The organism is Streptomyces sp. NPDC042201, from assembly GCF_055582185.1.
Genome location: NZ_JBVJDS010000001.1, coordinates 859,652 through 874,860, shown reverse-complemented (window position 1 = coordinate 874,860; position 15,209 = coordinate 859,652). Strand labels below are relative to the sequence as shown.

Genomic DNA, 15,209 nt, shown 5'->3' with positions numbered 1-15,209 from the left:
CGGCGACACTACGCGCCAAAGGGACAAAATCCGCTTAATCCCCCTCCCCGGGCGCGGCCCTCCCGCCCCGCGTCACATGCGCGAGACGTTTCGCTCGTACACCAGTCGCAGGCCGATCAAGGTCAGCCAGGGCTCGTGCTCGTCTATGACGGAGGCCTCGCCGAGGACCATGGGGGCGAGACCGCCGGTCGCGATCACCGTCACGTCTTCCGGGTCGTCGGCCAGCTCCCTGGCCATGCGGGCCACCACGCCGTCGACCTGGCCCGCGAAGCCGTACAGGATGCCCGACTGCATCGCCTCGACCGTGTTCTTGCCGATCACGCTGCGCGGGCGGGCCAGTTCGATCTTGCGGAGCTGGGCGCCCTTGATGCCGAGCGCCTCGACCGAGATCTCGATGCCGGGGGCGATGACACCGCCCGCGTACTCACCGCGCGCGCTGACCGCGTCGAAGGTCGTCGCCGTACCGAAGTCGACGACGATCGCCGGGCCGCCGTACAGCTCGACCGCCGCGACCGCGTTGATGATGCGGTCCGCGCCGACCTCCTTCGGGTTGTCCATCAGGATCGGCACGCCCGTCTTGATGCCCGGCTCCACGAGCACGGCGGGGACGTCTCCGTAGTAGCGGCGGGTCACCTCGCGCAGTTCGTGCAGGACGGACGGGACCGTCGAGCAGATCGCGATGCCGTCGATGCCGTCGCCCAGTTCGTCGCCGAGCAGCGGGTGCATCCCCATCAAGCCCTGGAGGAGGACGGCGAGTTCGTCGGCGGTACGGCGGGCGTCGGTGGAGATGCGCCAGTGCTCGACGATCTCCTCACCGTCGAACAGGCCCAGGACGGTCTGGGTGTTGCCGACATCAATGGTGAGCAGCATCAGACGGCGACCTCTCGCAGATCCAGGCCGATGTCGAGGATCGGGGAGGAGTGGGTGAGCGCCCCGACCGCGAGGAAGTCGACGCCCGTCTCCGCGTACGCGCGCGCGGTGTCGAGGGCGAGCCGGCCGGAGGACTCCAGGACCGCGCGGCCCGCGACCAGGGCCACGGCCTCCGCCGTCTCGCCGGGCGTGAAGTTGTCCAGCAGGATCAGATCGGCGCCGGCGTCCAGGACTTCGCGTACCTGGTGGAGGGTGTCGACCTCCACCTCGATCGGCAGGTCGGGGAACCGGTCGCGCACGGCCTTGAATGCCTCGGCCACCCCGCCCGCCGCGACGACGTGGTTGTCCTTCACCAGGGCGGCGTCGGAGAGCGACATCCGGTGGTTGACGCCGCCGCCGCAGCGCACCGCGTACTTCTCCAGGGCGCGCAGCCCCGGCGTGGTCTTGCGGGTGTCGCGGACCTTGGCCCCGGTGCCTTCGAGCAGATCGGCCCAGGCGCGGGTGGCGGTCGCGATGCCGGACAGCCGGCACAACAGGTTGAGCGCGCTGCGCTCGGCGGTGAGCAGGTCGCGGGTACGGGACGTGACGCTCAGCAGCTTCTGGCCGGCCTCGACGCGGTCGCCGTCCGCGACATGCCGCTCGACCTCGAACTCCTCGGTACAGACGAGGGAGAGGACGGCTTCCGCGATGTGCAGGCCCGCGACCGTGCCGCTCTCGCGGGCGGTGAAGTCGCCGGTGGCGACGGCGTCTTCGGGGACGGTCGCGACGGTCGTCACGTCCACGCCGTGGTCGAGGTCCTCCTCGACGGCGACATGCGCGATGTCCTCGACCTGGACGGGGTCCAGGCCCGCGTCGGCGAGGAGCTGGGCGAGGGCGGGGTCGAGGCCGCACTCCAGGTCGTCGGGGTCGTACCCGTCCTCGCCGCCGGAGCAGCCGCAGCCGTCACCGCAGCCGCCCCCGGCCGGGGCGCCGATCTGGATCAGCGGTACGTCCACGGGTTCGGGGCGCGGATTGTCTTCGGGCGTGCTCACGGTTACGGCTCCCTGGGGGCGTCGGGGTCTGTGGGGACGGATACGAGTACGGGATCCACGGGCGGGAAGTCGGCCGTTTCGGTACGCCGGAGCGCCAGCCCGCGGTCGGGCAGCAGGCGGACGACGAGATGACGGCGCCAGTCGGTGTCGTCGCGCTCGGGGCGGTCCTCGCGCCAGTGGCAGCCCCGCGTCTCCTCGCGCTCCACCGCGCCGGCCACCAGCACGCGGGCGACACAGAGGAGGTTCGACGTCTCCCAGGAGTCGACGCCGGGCACGGCCGCCTTGCCGGGGCCCTCATGGTCCAGGGCGGTGGCCCGAAGGGCGTTCAGATGGACGGCCTCCAGCGCCCGGGCCGCTTCCGCCAGGCTCCGGGCCGACCTGAGCACGCCCGCCCCAGCGGACATGATCCGCTGGATCTCGGTCCGCGCGTCGGGTGTTATCAGCGGCAGCGGCGAGGCAGCGGTGGACGCGGCGACCGGGACGGCGGCGGGCGCCTCGGACGCGCCACGCGGCTCCGCCGAGTCCGCCGCGATGTCCGCGGCGATGCGCTCCGCGAAGACCAGGCCCTCCAGCAGGGAGTTGGAGGCCAGCCGGTTCGCGCCGTGGACGCCCGTACAGGCGACCTCACCGCACGCGTACAGCCCCGGCACGGTCGTCCGGCCGCGCAGGTCCGTACGGACTCCGCCCGACGCGTAGTGGGCGGCGGGGGCCACCGGGATCGGCTCCGTGACCGGGTCGATGCCATGGGCGCGGCAGGCCGCGAGGATCGTCGGGAAACGGCTCTCCCACATCGGGGCGCCGAAGTGCCTGGCGTCCAGATACATGTGCTCGGCGCCCTGTTCCCCCATCCGCCGCGTGATCGCCTTGGCGACGATGTCGCGGGGCGCCAGCTCCGCCAGTTCGTGCTGGTCGAGCATGAAGCGCACGCCGTCGGCGTCGACGAGATGGGCGCCCTCGCCCCGTACCGCCTCGGAGACCAGGGGCTGCTGGCCCTCCGCCCCGGCGCCCAGGAAGAGCACCGTCGGGTGGAACTGCACGAACTCCAGGTCCGAGACCTCGGCGCCCGCCCGCAGCGCCAGCGCCACCCCGTCCCCCGTGGAGACCGCGGGGTTGGTCGTCGCGGAGAAGACCTGGCCCATGCCGCCGGTGGCCAGGACCACCGCGGGGGCGTGGACCGCGCCGACGCCGTCGTGCTGGCCCTCGCCCATCACATGGAGGGTGACACCGGACGTACGGCCCTGTTCGTCCGTCAGCAGATCGAGAACCAGCGCGTTCTCGACGGTACGGAGCGCGGCGGCGCGCACCGCTTCGACCAGGGCGCGGGAGATCTCGGCGCCCGTCGCGTCGCCGCCCGCGTGGGCGATACGGCGACGGTGGTGGCCGCCCTCGCGGGTGAGCTGGAGCTCGCCGCCGGCGGAGGTGTCGAAGTGCGCGCCGGTGTCGATCAGCCGGCGGACGGCCGCAGGGCCCTCGGTGACCAGGACGCGGACCGCGGCCTCGTCGCACAGGCCCGCGCCCGCGACGAGTGTGTCGGCCAGATGCTGTTCGGGGGTGTCGCCCTCGCCGAGCGCCGCGGCGATACCGCCCTGGGCCCAGCGCGTGGAGCCGTCGTCGAGACGGGCCTTGGTGACGACGACCGTACGGAGCCCGGCGGCCGTGCAGCGCAGGGCCGTGGTGAGGCCGGCGACGCCGGATCCGACCACGACGACATCGGCGTCGACGGCCCAGCCGGGTGCGGGGGCGGTCAGCCGTATTCCGGTTCCGGTCACTTGGGGGCTCCGAAGGTCAGGGGGATGTTGTCGATCAGCCGGGTGGAGCCGACTCTCGCGGCGACGGCGAGGATCGCTTCGCCGGTGTGGTCGTCGGGGATCTCGGTGAAGTCGGCGGGGTCGACGAGGGCCAGATAGTCGAGGCTGAGGGGCGGCGCGGCCCGGGCGGCCTCGTCGAGGACGGCGCGGGCCGCGGTCCGTACGGCGTCGGCTCCGCAGAGGCGGGCGGGCGCGGCGGGTGCCCAGGCGGCCGCCACCGCGTGGGCGTCGGCCGCCGCACGGGTCTCGCCGAGGGCGGAGAGCGCGGCGGCGCGAGTGCCGGTCGCGGGGGCGGACTCGGCGCGGGCGCGCAGGGCGTGCTGGGCGCCGAGGCGGTCGCGGGCGGCGAACAGCGCGCGGGAGAGGACCAGGGCGGTACGGCGCTCGGGCGGGGACAGATAGCGGTTACGGCTGGAGAGCGCGAGGCCGTCCTCCTCGCGGACCGTCGGTACGCCGACGATGTCGGCCCGGAAGTTCAGATCGCGGACCATCCGCCGGACCAGGGCGAGCTGCTGGGCGTCCTTGCGGCCGAAGAAGGCGGCGTCGGCCCGGGTGAGGTGCAGCAGCTTGGCGACGACGGTGAGCATGCCGTCGAAGTGCCCGGGGCGGGAGGCGCCTTCGAGCCGCTCGCCCATGGGTCCTGCGGCGATCCTGACCTGGGGGGCGCCGCCGGGGTAGACCTCGTCGGCGGCCGGGGCGAAGACGGCGTCGGCGCCCGCCTCCTGCGCGGTCTTCAGGTCGGTGTCGAGCGTGCGGGGATAGCGGGCGAGGTCCTCGCCCGCGCCGAACTGGAGCGGGTTGACGAAGACGGTGACGACGACGAAGCCGTCCGGTCCGACCCGGGCGCGGGCGGCGCGTACGAGGCTCGCGTGCCCGTCGTGGAGCGCGCCCATGGTCATCACCACGGCGATACGGCCGCCGGTGGCACGCCGGTCCAGGAGGCGGTCGAGGTCCGCGCGCGTGGGGGCGAGTTCGAAGCTCATCGGGCGCCCCCCGCGCCGCCCCCGAGGCGGTCCCCGTCCGCGAGGACACCGAGGAGGTCCTCCGCCAGCTCCGGCTTGAGCAGGCCGTGCGCCAGCGCCCGGTCCGCGGTCGTACGGGCCATCGCGAGGTATCCCGCGACGGCGCCGGGCGCGTGCTTGCGCAACTCCGCGACATGCGCGGCGACCGTGCCGGCGTCGCCGCGTGCGACCGGGCCCGTGAGGGCCGCGTCACCGGAGCGCAGGGCGTTGTCGAGGGCCGCGCCCAGCAGCGGGCCGAGCATCCGGTCGGGGGCGGTGACCCCGGCCGTACGGAGCAGCTCCATCGACTGCGCCACCAGCGTGACCAGGTGGTTCGCGCCCAGCGCCAGCGCCGCGTGGTAGAGCGGACGGGACTCCTCGGCGATCCACTCGGGCTCGCCGCCCATCTCGATGACCAGCGCCTCCGCCGCCAGCCGCAGCTCCTCGGGCGCGGTGACCCCGAACGAGCAGCCGGCCAGCCGCTGGACGTCCACGGAGGTACCGGTGAAGGTCATGGCGGGGTGCAGGGCGAGCGGCAGGGCGCCCGCGCGCAGGGCGGGATCCAGGACCTTGGCGCCGTAACGCCCCGAGGTGTGGACGAGCAGCTGTCCCGGCCGTACGGCGCCGGTCTCGGCGAGCCCTTCGACCAGTCCGGGCAGGGCGTCGTCCGGAACGGTCAGCAGCACCAGATCGGCGCGGGCGAGGACCTCGGCGGCGGTGACCAGCGGGACGTCGGGGAGCAGCGCGGCCGCCCTCCGTACGGAGGCGTCCGAGACCCCCGAGACGGCGACCGGACGGTGTCCGGCGAGCTGCAGGGAGGCGGCGAGGGCGGGGCCGACCCGGCCGGCCCCGACGACACCGACGGTGAGCCGGGCGGGGCGGTCCCGGGGATCGAAGGGTTCCTGTGCTGATGGGTTCACGCGAATCGGGGCCTTCCGTTCCAGTCCGCGGGGGGTACCGGACGATTTCTCGCCATGCTACGCCAGCGATTCGCCCGCCCACCTGGTTGTCCACAGGCTGTGGGCGGGGGATGGCGGGTGAGCGATGATCGACGCATGGGAGAGATGAGCGAACAGGTCGACGAGGTGTCCGGCGCGACGACGGCGGAGGTACCGGCGCAGCCCTCCGCGTCGGCTCGGCCGACCGCAGCGGCGTCCGCACCGGCATCCGCACCGGTGTCGGCACAGGACGAGCGGCGGCGCCGGCTGGCCGCGTGGCGGGCGTCCGAGCGGGTGCTGTCCCGGACGTCGGCGGACCAGCGCGTGGGCGAGCGGCTCGCCGCCCTCGCGGCGGACGCGGGATCGGTCTACGACCTGGACGAATGGACCGATGTGTACGGGGACGGGGTCGTCGCGGAGCTGGAGCGGCGGGTGGCCGCCACGCTCGGCTTCCCTGCCGCGGTCTTCTTCCCCACGGGCACGATGGCCCAGCAGGTGGCGCTGCGCTGCTGGGCGGGGCGCACGGGAAACCGGACGGTGGCCCTCCATCCGCTCGCGCACCCCGTGGTCCACGAGGGCGGCGCGCTGTCGTCCGTCAGCGGGCTGCATACGGTCCATCCGACGACGGAGCCGCGCCTTCCGACCGCCGAGGAGATCCACGAGCTGGCCGAGCCCTTCGGCACGCTGATGCTGGAACTGCCGCTCAGGGACGCGGGCTTCGTCCTGCCGTCCTGGGACGAGCTGACCGCGACCGTGGCCGCGGCGCGTGAACGGGACGCGGTGGTGCACTTCGACGGCGCGCGGCTGTGGGAGTGCGCCCCTCACTTCGGGCGCCCGCTGGCGGAGATCGCGGGTCTCGCGGACAGCGTGTACGTCTCCTTCTACAAGTCGCTCGACGGCCTGTCGGGCGCGGTGCTCGCCGGCTCCCCCGAGCTGGTGGAGGAGGCGCGCATCTGGCGCCACCGGTACGGGGGCCAGCTCTTCCAGCAGTACCCGGCGGCCCTGTCGGCCCTGCTGGGCCTGGAGCGTGAGCTGCCGCGGCTGCCCTCGTACGTGACGCACGCGCGCGTGGTGGCGACGGCGCTCGCCGAGGGGTTCGCGGCGTCCGCGGTCCCGTGGTTCCGCGTCCACCCGGAGCCACCGCACACGCACCAGTTCCAGGTGTGGCTGCCGTACGCACCGCAGGTGCTGAACGAGGCGGCGCTCCGGCAGTCGGAGGAGACGAAGGTGACGCTGTTCCGCCGCTGGTTCGCCTCGGGCTCCGGCCCTCCTGGCGTCTCCCTCACCGAGGTCACGGTGGCGGAACCGGGCCTGGAGTGGACGGCGGACGACGTGCGGGCGGCGGTCGGCGCATTCGTGGCCCTGCTGGTGGAGTGCCAGGAGCGGGCGGAGTCGGCCTGACGCGCACCGGATCGGGACCGGCCGCGGGGTGTGGCTCTCCCGCGTCAGGCGCCGCCGCCGGCCCGCACCAGCCCCGTCTCGTAGGCGAGGACGACCACCTGCACCCGGTCGCGCAGACCGAGCTTGGTGAGGATCCGGCCGACATGGGTCTTCACGGTCGCCTCGGAGAGCACCAGCCGCCCCGCGATCTCGCCGTTCGACAGACCCTGCGCGACCAGCAGCATCACTTCGCGCTCGCGGCCGGTCAGCCGCTCCAGCTCCTTGTTCTGCGGCTTGCCCGCGCTCGGCAGCAGCGGGGAGAAGCGGTCGAGCAGCCGTCGCGTCGTGGACGGCGCGACGACGGCGTCCCCGCTGTGGACCGAGCGGATCGCGCTCAGCAGCTCACTCGGCGGCACGTCCTTCAGCATGAAGCCGCTGGCCCCGGCCTTCAGCCCGGAGAAGGCGTACTCGTCCAGGTCGAAGGTGGTCAGGATGAGCACCTTCGGGGCATCGGGGGCGCCGCAGATCCGGCGGGTGGCCTCGACGCCGTCCAGCCGGGGCATGCGTACGTCCATCAGTACGACGTCCACGGCGGTGGAGCGGAGGTTCTCGATCGCCTCGGCGCCGTCCCCGGCCTCCGCGACGACCTCCATGTCCGGCTGCGCGGCCAGCACCATGCGGAAGCCGGTGCGCAGCAGCATCTGATCGTCGACGAGCATGACGCGGATCGACATCTGCGGGTTCCTTGTCCAGTAGGCGGATCGGGCGGGCGATGGGCCGGAAGGCCGGGCGGGGCGGGCTCCGGTACGTCCTAGTGCGCGGGCTTCAGCGGGAGCAGCGCGCTGATCCGGAAGCCGCCGCCCGGCCGCGGCCCGGCGTCCAGCGTGCCGCCGACCATACCGACCCGCTCCCGCATGCCGATGAGCCCATGACCGCGGCCGTCGGCCCCGCCGTCCTCGTACAGCTCATGGGCGGCGCCCCGGCCGTCGTCCTCGACGAGCAGCCCGAGCCCGTCGTCGAAGTAGACCAGCCGCACGCTGGCGCCGACGTCCGGGCCGCCGTGCTTACGGCTGTTGGTGAGGGCCTCCTGCACGATGCGGTACGCGGTGAGCTCCACCCCGCTGGGCAGCGACCGCGGAGTGCCCTCGATCTTGAAGTCCACGGTGATGCCCGCGCGCCGCACCTGCTCGACCAGATCCTCGATCTGGTCGACATCGGGCTGCGGCACGTACTCCCCGGTCTCCTTGGCATCTCCGGTCCGCAGCACCCCGAGCAGCCGGCGCATCTCGGCGAGGGCCTGGCGGCCGGTGCTCGAAATGGTCTCCAGGGCCTGCTTGGCCTGGTCGGGCGCGGCGTCCAGCACATAGGCCGCGCCGTCCGCCTGCACCACCATCACGGAGACGTTGTGCGCGACGACGTCGTGCAGCTCACGGGCGATCCTGGCCCGTTCGGCGGCGACCGCGACCTTGGCCTGTGCCTCGCGCTCCTTCTCCAGCCGGGTGGCGCGCTCCTCCAGCTGGTCGAAGTAGGCGCGGCGGGTGCGCATGGAATCGCCCAGCACCCAGGCGAGGACGAACGGCACGCTCATGACGGCGGTGAAGAAGATCCGGCCCGCGGTGCCGGCCCCCTCCAGGTGCCAGCGCACCTGCGATATCGGAGCGGCGAGCAGTCCGCCGATCAGCCCCAGCATGGAGGCCCAGCGCGGGCCGCCCTGCGCGGCGACGGTGTAGATGACGACCAGCATCGCGAAGTCGGCGGGATTGACCTGCACGTCCAGCGCGACCTGGGCGACGCCCAGGGCCACCACGAGCAGCAGCGTCTTCTCGGGTGCGACCCGGCGCAGCGCGACGGAAAGACTGAGCAGCAGGACGACCCCGATGGCCACCAGCCGCGGCACGACGCCGGAGTTCTCCCCGACCGCCCACAACAAGGAGAACCCGAAGAGCAGGACAGCCCAGAAGCTGTCGACGCCCGTCGGGTGTCTGCGGAGAAAGTCGTAGAAGCGCTGCACGTAACCCAGCGTAGGGAGGCGGAAAAGGGAGAGAGGTCAACCGGAGGGTCGATCCGGTCGCCGGAAGCGTACTCCCCAAGGTGGAGACTTGACGCCGTGACGGATGAGACGTGTAAGTCGCAGGGGTCGCGGGGCGGGCGGTGCGAGCCCGGTCCGCAGCGGTGGCGTACGGCCGCGGAGGCCGCGCTGTACGGCCCCGAGGGCTTCTATCTGCGGCCCGAGGGACCTGCCGGGCACTTCCGCACCTCGGTGCATGCCTCCCCCCTGTTCGCCGGCGCCGTCGCCCGGCTGCTGGCCGGCACCGCCCGGGCGCTGGGGACGGACGAGGTGGCGCTCGTCGACATCGGCGCGGGCCGCGGTGAGTTGCTGACCGGCATCCTGGCCGCGGTCCCTGACGGGCTGGCGGTACGGCCGTACGCCGTCGAGCGCGCCCCGCGCCCCCCGGGCCTGGACCCGCGTATCGAGTGGCGCGCGGAGCCGCCGTCCGGGGTCAGCGGGCTGCTCTTCGCGAACGAATGGCTGGACAACGTCCCCGTCGATGTCGCCGAGACCGATTCGGACGGGTTCGTGCGGTATGTCCTCGTACGGCCGGACGGCTCGGAGGAGCTGGGCGAACCGGTCGACGGCTCTGACGCGGAGTGGCTCGCCCGCTGGTGGCCGCCCACCGGTCCCGGCACCAGGGCGGAGATCGGCCGGCCGCGCGACGAGGCGTGGGCGGCCGCCGTCGGCACACTGGAGCGGGGGCTCGCGGTCGCCGTCGACTACGCGCATGTACGGGACGCCCGGCCGCCCTTCGGTACGCTGACCGGCTTCCTGGCCGGCCGGGAGGTGCGTCCCGTACCGGACGGGAGCTGCGATCTCACCGCCCATGTGGCGCTGGACGCCTGCGCGCTGCCGGGCGCGGAGCTGACCAGCCAGCGCGCGGCGCTGCACCGTCTGGGGGTGAGCGGGGAGCGTCCGCCGCTGTCCCTCGCCTCCACCGACCCCGCGGCGTACGTCCGGGCGCTCGCGGCCGCCGGGGAGGCGGCGGAGCTGACGGCGCGGGGCGGACTCGGCGACTTCGGCTGGCTGACGCAGCCCGTGGGCATCGCGCCGGCGGATCCCTTCACGGCTCCTGACGACATGGGCATCGCGCCGGGCGACCCCGGCACCGCTAGCAATGCCCCCGGCATCGCTCTGAGAGACTGTCGCCCATGACGGAGACCACCCGGACGACGGTCGGCATCGGCGGCGCGGCGGAGAGCACCGACATGGTGCTCAACATCGGGCCCCAGCACCCTTCCACGCACGGTGTGCTCCGCCTCCGCCTCGTGCTCGACGGCGAGGTCATCCGGCACGCGGAACCGGTCATCGGCTATATGCACCGCGGCGCCGAGAAGCTCTTCGAGGCGCGCGACTACCGGCAGATCGTGATGCTCGCCAACCGCCACGACTGGCTGTCGGCGTTCTCCAACGAGCTGGGTGTGGTGCTGGCCGTCGAGCGGATGCTCGGCATGGAGGTGCCCGAGCGCGCCGTATGGACCAGGACGCTGCTCGCCGAGCTGAACCGCGTTCTCAACCATCTGATGTTCCTCGGGTCGTACCCCCTCGAACTGGGCGGTATCACCCCGGTGTTCTACGCCTTCCGGGAGCGCGAGGAGCTCCAGGCCGTGATGGAGGAGGTCTCCGGCGGCCGGATGCACTACATGTTCAACCGGGTCGGCGGCCTCAAGGAGGACCTGCCCGCCGGCTGGCAGGGCCGGGCCAGGCACGCGGTCGCCGAGGTCCGCTCGCGGATGGATGTGTACGACCGGCTGGTGCTCGGCAACGAGATCTTCCGGGCCCGTACCCGCGGTGTCGGGGTTCTGTCGCCGGAGGCGGTCCACGCCTACGGGGTGTCCGGGCCGATCGCCCGCGCCTCCGGGGTCGACTTCGACCTGCGCCGCGACGAGCCGTATCTGGCCTACGGCGAACTGCGGGACACGCTGAAGGTCGTCACCCGCGAGGACGGCGACTGTCTGGCGCGTTTCGAATGCCTGCTGGAGCAGACGCACAACGCGCTGGCCCTGGCGGACGCCTGTCTGGACCGGATCGCGGAGCTGCCGCCCGGTCCGATCAACCAGCGGCTGCCGAAGGTGCTGAAGGCGCCCGAGGGGCACACGTACGCCTGGACCGAGAACCCGCTCGGCATCAACGGCTACTACCTGGTCTCGAAGGGCGAGAAGACGCCGTACCGGCTGAAGCTCCGCTCCGCCTCGTTCAACAACATCCAGGCGCTGACCGAACTGCTGCCCGGGACGCAGGTCGCCGACATGGTCGCGATCCTGGGATCGCTGTTCTTCGTCGTCGGCGACATCGACAAGTAGCGGGCCGCCGCGGTCACGTCGCGATCAGGAACCGATCGCGTTGCGCAGCCCGCCGAGCTCGAGCTGTTCCGTCTCGTCGTGCGCGGTCAGATCGATGACCTGACCGACGGCGCGGCCCTCGGCCCTCCGCCGCTCGGCGAGGACCTCTTCGCCCACCACATCGGCGAGGTCCTCGCGCTCCACCCGGGCCAGCCGCGCGGCCGGTGCGGGCTCGTCCGCGTCGGCTTCGTCCTTGTGCCGGCTCTGCGCGGCCTCCGCGGCCTGCGCGGCCTCCGCGGCCTGCGCGCCGAAGAAGTCGAATCCGCCTTCGGGCCGCCGCACCGGGCGGCGCAGCGGGGCGTACGGAACGATCGCGGACGCGGCGGGCACCCGGGTGGCGGGGAGAGCGGACGACGGACGGCTGTGCTGCTCTCCTTGGGCGGCCGCCGCGTGCTTCCCCTGCGGCTCGTCCGCCTCCGTCGCCCGCTCGGCCAGATCGCGCCGGCGGGCCGCGTCGACGGTCCGCTTCACCTGCTGGGTCACACCGTTGCGCGGCAGGTTCTCCAGAGCGCGGGCGGCACCGGCGTACGCCGACGCCGTGGGCGTGCTGCCCGCGGCGGGCAGGGCCTTGGGTTCTGCGGCCGCCTCCAGGGCGAGCTGACGCCGGCCCTCCAGTGCGGTGGCGCGCTCGGTCTCCGCCGTCGCGTACCGCCGCAGCAGCGCGGCGTGTTCGCCCCGCAGCGCGGCCAGCTCGACCCGCTTCGCGCGCAGCTTGGCGTCGAGCTTGAGGCGCAGCTCGCGCGACTCCTCCACGTCAGCCTCGAGTTCGGCTACGCGCTCCTCGGTCTTCCACTGGTCGCTCTCCCGCCCGCGCGTCAGCTCCGCGACGCGCCGGCCGGCGCTCCGGTCCCAACCGCGCATGAACACAGCGCCGCTCACGGCCGCCGCGGCCGTCACGGCGACCAGACCGCGGAGCATCACCGGTTCCGAGAGAAACCAGGCGCCCGCGGCGCAGAGAACCGCGGCTCCGGCGACCGCCGACGGCGGCAGAAGCTTGTGGAGGGGTGGGGAATGGCGGTGGCGTCCACGTGGCATGGCCTGAAATTTACCGTGCGTGGAGACCGAATGGGGGGCCGGTCGGACAATCTTTCCCGGCCCGTTGCCGACTCCCCTCCCCTTCCTCTCCAGAACTCCGTTTTGCCTGCCGTCACTTACGACCTGGGCGCCGGCTCGCGGCTACTTCTTGACCAGACCTTTGGACTCCAGATACTCCTTCGCGACATCCTCGGGCTTCGCCCGCTCGGCATCGACCTTGAGGTTCAACTTCGCGAGGTCGTCCGTCGTCAGCGCGTCGGTCAGCTTGCCGAGGACATCGGCTATCTCCTGCGAACCTGCGTCCTTGGCATTGACCACCGGCAGTACGTTGTCGGCGTTCTGCAGTCCCTTGTCGTCCTCCAGCACCACCAGTCCGAAGCTGTCCAGCGTGCCGTCGGTCGTGCTGCTCAGGACCACCTGGTCCACGCCGTCCTTGACAGCCTGCTTGGACTGCGGGGTTCCTACGCCCTTCGGGTCGATGCCCGTCACATTGATGCCGTAGGTCTTCTTCAGACCGGGCAGGCAGAACGGCCGCACCTCGCACTCGTCGCCCGCCGCGATCTTCACTTTGATCTTCGACTTGCCAAGATCGGAAAGCGTCTTGAGCTTGTTCTTCTCGGCGAATTCCTTGGTGACCGCGAAGGCATTCTGGTCGACGGCCTTGCCGACGGGCAATGCCTTCAGCCCGAGCGGCCCGGCGAGCTTCTCCAGCTCGGCGAAGGTCGCGGCGGCGTCGCCGGAGGCGAGGGGCTTCGCCTCGGCCTCCTTGGCGCCGTTCACCTTGGCGTTCAGGAATTCGGTGATCGTAGCGGCGTATTCCGGTACGACGTCGATCTCGCCCTTCTCCAGGGAGGGTTCGTACAGCTCACGGTTCTTCACCGTGGTGACGGAGGTCGAGTATCCGGCGTCGCCCAGGATCTGGGCGTACAGCTCCGCCAGCACCTTGGACTCCGTGAAGGCCGCCGCGCCGATGACGAGCGTGCCCTTCTTTCCGGTGTCGGAGCCGGACGCGGCGGTGCCGCTCTTGTCCTTCTCCAGACTGTCGCCGCCGCACGCGGCGAGCGACGCGGTCAGAGCCACCGCTCCGAGTACCGCACCCGCGATGCGCGAGGTCTTGCTCATGAGGTTCACCATCTCCAAGAGGGCCAAAAGATCCGTCGTCACACGGTCGTGCGCGAGGGGGTCCTACCGCGGGGGGAGTTCGTGCCGGCCGAATCGCCGGACGCGTCGGGTACATCGGATGCGTCGGACACGTCGGTGACACCGGAGGCGAGGGACGGAGCCGGGTCGATCACCCGGTCCAGCGCCACGAGCGCGCCTTCGACGAGCAGCGCGAGCAGCGCGACGAGGATGGCGCCCGCGACCACCTGCGCGGTGTCGTACGTGTTGAAACCGGCGGTGATGATCCGGCCGAGACCGCCCTGTCCCACCATCGCCGCGATGGTGGCCGTGGCCACCACCTGAACGGAGGCCGACCGGAGCCCGGTCATGATCAGCGGGTACGCGAGGGGCAGCTCCACCCGTACGAAGAGCTGGGGACCGGACATACCCATCCCCCGGGCGGCTTCCACCACCGCGCTGTCGACCTCGCGCATCCCGACATAGGCGTTGGTCAGCAGGGGCGGTACGGCGAAGAGCACCAGGGCGATGATCGTGGGGACGTAGCCCGTGTTGCGCAGCGGCGAGACCATGAACAGGGCGAGGACGGCGAAGACGGGGATCGCCCGGCCCACGTTGGAGATATTGATCGCGAGCGCGCCGCCCTTGCCGATATGTCCCAGAAAGAGGGCGATCGGCAGGGCGATGGCGCAGGCCAGTGCGAGCGCCACCCCGCTGACGTACACATGCTCCCCGAGCCGGTGCCACACTCCGCCGTCGCCGGACCAGTTGGCACCGGTCGTCAGCCACGTCCAGGCCTCTCCGAGGACACCCATGGTCAGCTCACCGCCTTCGCCGGGCGGGCCGGACCGGCCGCCGGGGCTTTACGGCGCGGTTCGCGCGACGTCTGTATCCGGGTCCAGGGCGTCAGCAGTCGCTGCGCCCCGAGAAGCAGCAGATCGGCGACGACCGCCAGCAGCACACACAGCACGGACGCCGTCAGCACCTGCGCCTTGAAGAAGCTCGGCAGCGCGTCCTCGATGAGATTGCCGAGCCCGCCCCGGCCGACGATCGAACCGACCGTCGTCAGGGCGATCGTCGACACCGTCGCTATGCGCAGCCCGGCCATCAGCGCGGGAAGCGCCAGCGGCAGTTCGACCTCCCAGAGCAGCCGCCCCGGTCCGTACCCCATCCCGCGGGCCGCTTCCCTGGCCTCTTCCGGCACCGATTCCAGCCCCGCGATGATGTTCCGCACAAGAATGGTCAGTGAATACAGCACCAGGCCGGTGATCACCAGGCCGGCGGACAGCCCGAAGAGCGGCAGCAGCAGCGAGAACATCGCCAGCGAGGGAATCGTGTAGAGGAGGGTCGTCAGGCCCAGCACGGGTCCGGCGAAAGAAGGCTTGCTCCGCGCCAGCAGCGCCAGCGGAAAGGCCACCACCAGCCCGATGACGACCGAGACCACGGTGATCCACACGTGCTGGACCGTGGCGTCGGTCAACTCCTGGCTACGGGAGCGGAGATATTCCCCGCAGATCCAGTCGTTCGCCGCGAGGCATCCTTGCGTGTTCATCCATCCTCGCCTCCCCCGTCTTCCCGAACGTATGTCTGTCGTATGTCTGAAACCCGATGTTCTGGCGACCCTATCCCCGA

At 72.2% G+C, this 15,209-nt stretch carries 14 protein-coding genes; 3 read left to right on the top strand and 11 right to left on the bottom strand.

From position 1 onward, the window contains the following. Window positions 1-72 precede the first annotated feature (72 nt). From ACZ6MZ_RS03785 to ACZ6MZ_RS03765, 5 genes are read right to left on the bottom strand one after another with little or no spacing between them, the layout of a single operon-like run. Window positions 73-870 carry a type III pantothenate kinase gene (locus ACZ6MZ_RS03785; RefSeq protein ID WP_384179785.1) on the bottom strand — a complete coding sequence of 266 codons (798 nt, stop codon included), beginning with the start codon at window positions 868-870 and terminating at the stop codon, window positions 73-75. Further along, window positions 870-1,901: a carboxylating nicotinate-nucleotide diphosphorylase gene (nadC, locus tag ACZ6MZ_RS03780; protein ID WP_469349594.1), complete on the bottom strand. Its 1,032-nt coding sequence runs from the start codon at window positions 1,899-1,901 to the stop codon at window positions 870-872. Before nadC ends, ACZ6MZ_RS03785 begins: the two co-directional genes overlap by 1 nt. Window positions 1,902-1,903: 2 nt before the next feature. Next, a complete protein-coding gene (locus tag ACZ6MZ_RS03775; RefSeq protein WP_469349593.1) occupies window positions 1,904-3,670 on the bottom strand; it encodes an L-aspartate oxidase in 1,767 nt (588 codons plus the stop codon). Further along, window positions 3,667-4,692, bottom strand: a complete 1,026-nt coding sequence (panC, locus tag ACZ6MZ_RS03770) for a pantoate--beta-alanine ligase (protein WP_469349592.1) — start codon at window positions 4,690-4,692, stop codon at window positions 3,667-3,669. The genes ACZ6MZ_RS03775 and panC overlap by 4 nt, the downstream gene beginning before the upstream one ends. Continuing rightward, window positions 4,689-5,630 (bottom strand): Rossmann-like and DUF2520 domain-containing protein, encoded by a 942-nt coding sequence (locus ACZ6MZ_RS03765; RefSeq protein WP_469349591.1) that lies wholly within the window; start codon window positions 5,628-5,630, stop codon window positions 4,689-4,691. The genes panC and ACZ6MZ_RS03765 overlap by 4 nt, the downstream gene beginning before the upstream one ends. A gap of 135 nt (window positions 5,631-5,765) precedes the next feature. Here ACZ6MZ_RS03765 and ACZ6MZ_RS03760 point away from each other — a divergent pair, with 135 nt between their 5' ends. Beyond that, window positions 5,766-7,049: a threonine aldolase family protein gene (locus ACZ6MZ_RS03760; RefSeq protein WP_469349590.1), complete on the top strand. Its 1,284-nt coding sequence runs from the start codon at window positions 5,766-5,768 to the stop codon at window positions 7,047-7,049. A gap of 44 nt (window positions 7,050-7,093) precedes the next feature. Here the strand turns inward: ACZ6MZ_RS03760 and ACZ6MZ_RS03755 are convergent, their stop codons facing one another. Beyond that, on the bottom strand, window positions 7,094-7,762 hold the full coding sequence (locus ACZ6MZ_RS03755) for a response regulator transcription factor (RefSeq protein WP_384179773.1): 669 nt from the start codon (window positions 7,760-7,762) through the stop codon (window positions 7,094-7,096). A 77-nt stretch (window positions 7,763-7,839) separates the two neighbouring features. Further along, on the bottom strand, window positions 7,840-9,039 hold the full coding sequence (locus ACZ6MZ_RS03750) for a sensor histidine kinase (protein ID WP_389782939.1): 1,200 nt from the start codon (window positions 9,037-9,039) through the stop codon (window positions 7,840-7,842). Between the two features lie 186 nt (window positions 9,040-9,225). Between ACZ6MZ_RS03750 and ACZ6MZ_RS03745 the strand changes: the two genes are divergently transcribed. After that, on the top strand, window positions 9,226-10,236 hold the full coding sequence (locus tag ACZ6MZ_RS03745; RefSeq protein WP_469349650.1) for an SAM-dependent methyltransferase: 1,011 nt from the start codon (window positions 9,226-9,228) through the stop codon (window positions 10,234-10,236). Beyond that, entirely contained in the window at window positions 10,233-11,384 is a 1,152-nt protein-coding gene (locus ACZ6MZ_RS03740) for an NADH-quinone oxidoreductase subunit D (protein WP_384179769.1), read from the top strand. The genes ACZ6MZ_RS03745 and ACZ6MZ_RS03740 overlap by 4 nt, the downstream gene beginning before the upstream one ends. Window positions 11,385-11,408: 24 nt before the next feature. Here the strand turns inward: ACZ6MZ_RS03740 and ACZ6MZ_RS03735 are convergent, their stop codons facing one another. From ACZ6MZ_RS03735 to ACZ6MZ_RS03720, 4 genes are all read right to left on the bottom strand, one after another. Next, window positions 11,409-12,458 carry a hypothetical protein gene (locus ACZ6MZ_RS03735; protein WP_469349588.1) on the bottom strand — a complete coding sequence of 350 codons (1,050 nt, stop codon included), beginning with the start codon at window positions 12,456-12,458 and terminating at the stop codon, window positions 11,409-11,411. A 141-nt stretch (window positions 12,459-12,599) separates the two neighbouring features. After that, complete coding sequence (locus ACZ6MZ_RS03730) at window positions 12,600-13,580, bottom strand: ABC transporter substrate-binding protein (RefSeq protein ID WP_389782943.1); 981 nt, start codon at window positions 13,578-13,580, stop codon at window positions 12,600-12,602. 38 nt (window positions 13,581-13,618) lie between these two features. After that, entirely contained in the window at window positions 13,619-14,392 is a 774-nt protein-coding gene (locus ACZ6MZ_RS03725) for an ABC transporter permease (RefSeq protein ID WP_389782945.1), read from the bottom strand. 2 nt (window positions 14,393-14,394) lie between these two features. Continuing rightward, complete coding sequence (locus tag ACZ6MZ_RS03720) at window positions 14,395-15,129, bottom strand: ABC transporter permease (protein WP_469349586.1); 735 nt, start codon at window positions 15,127-15,129, stop codon at window positions 14,395-14,397. Window positions 15,130-15,209: the final 80 nt, after the last annotated feature.

What these genes read in the sequence shown, in the direction of transcription:
- ACZ6MZ_RS03785 (WP_384179785.1), bottom strand. Translation starts at nt 870, where the DNA reads ATGCTGCTCACCATTGATGTCGGCAACACCCAGACCGTCCTGGGCCTG.
- panC (WP_469349592.1), bottom strand. Translation starts at nt 4,692, where the DNA reads ATGAGCTTCGAACTCGCCCCCACGCGCGCGGACCTCGACCGCCTCCTG.
- ACZ6MZ_RS03760 (WP_469349590.1), top strand. Translation starts at nt 5,766, where the DNA reads ATGGGAGAGATGAGCGAACAGGTCGACGAGGTGTCCGGCGCGACGACG.
- ACZ6MZ_RS03755 (WP_384179773.1), bottom strand. Translation starts at nt 7,762, where the DNA reads ATGTCGATCCGCGTCATGCTCGTCGACGATCAGATGCTGCTGCGCACC.
- ACZ6MZ_RS03740 (WP_384179769.1), top strand. Translation starts at nt 10,233, where the DNA reads ATGACGGAGACCACCCGGACGACGGTCGGCATCGGCGGCGCGGCGGAG.
- ACZ6MZ_RS03735 (WP_469349588.1), bottom strand. Translation starts at nt 12,458, where the DNA reads ATGCCACGTGGACGCCACCGCCATTCCCCACCCCTCCACAAGCTTCTG.
- ACZ6MZ_RS03730 (WP_389782943.1), bottom strand. Translation starts at nt 13,580, where the DNA reads ATGAGCAAGACCTCGCGCATCGCGGGTGCGGTACTCGGAGCGGTGGCT.
- ACZ6MZ_RS03725 (WP_389782945.1), bottom strand. Translation starts at nt 14,392, where the DNA reads ATGGGTGTCCTCGGAGAGGCCTGGACGTGGCTGACGACCGGTGCCAAC.
- ACZ6MZ_RS03720 (WP_469349586.1), bottom strand. Translation starts at nt 15,129, where the DNA reads ATGAACACGCAAGGATGCCTCGCGGCGAACGACTGGATCTGCGGGGAA.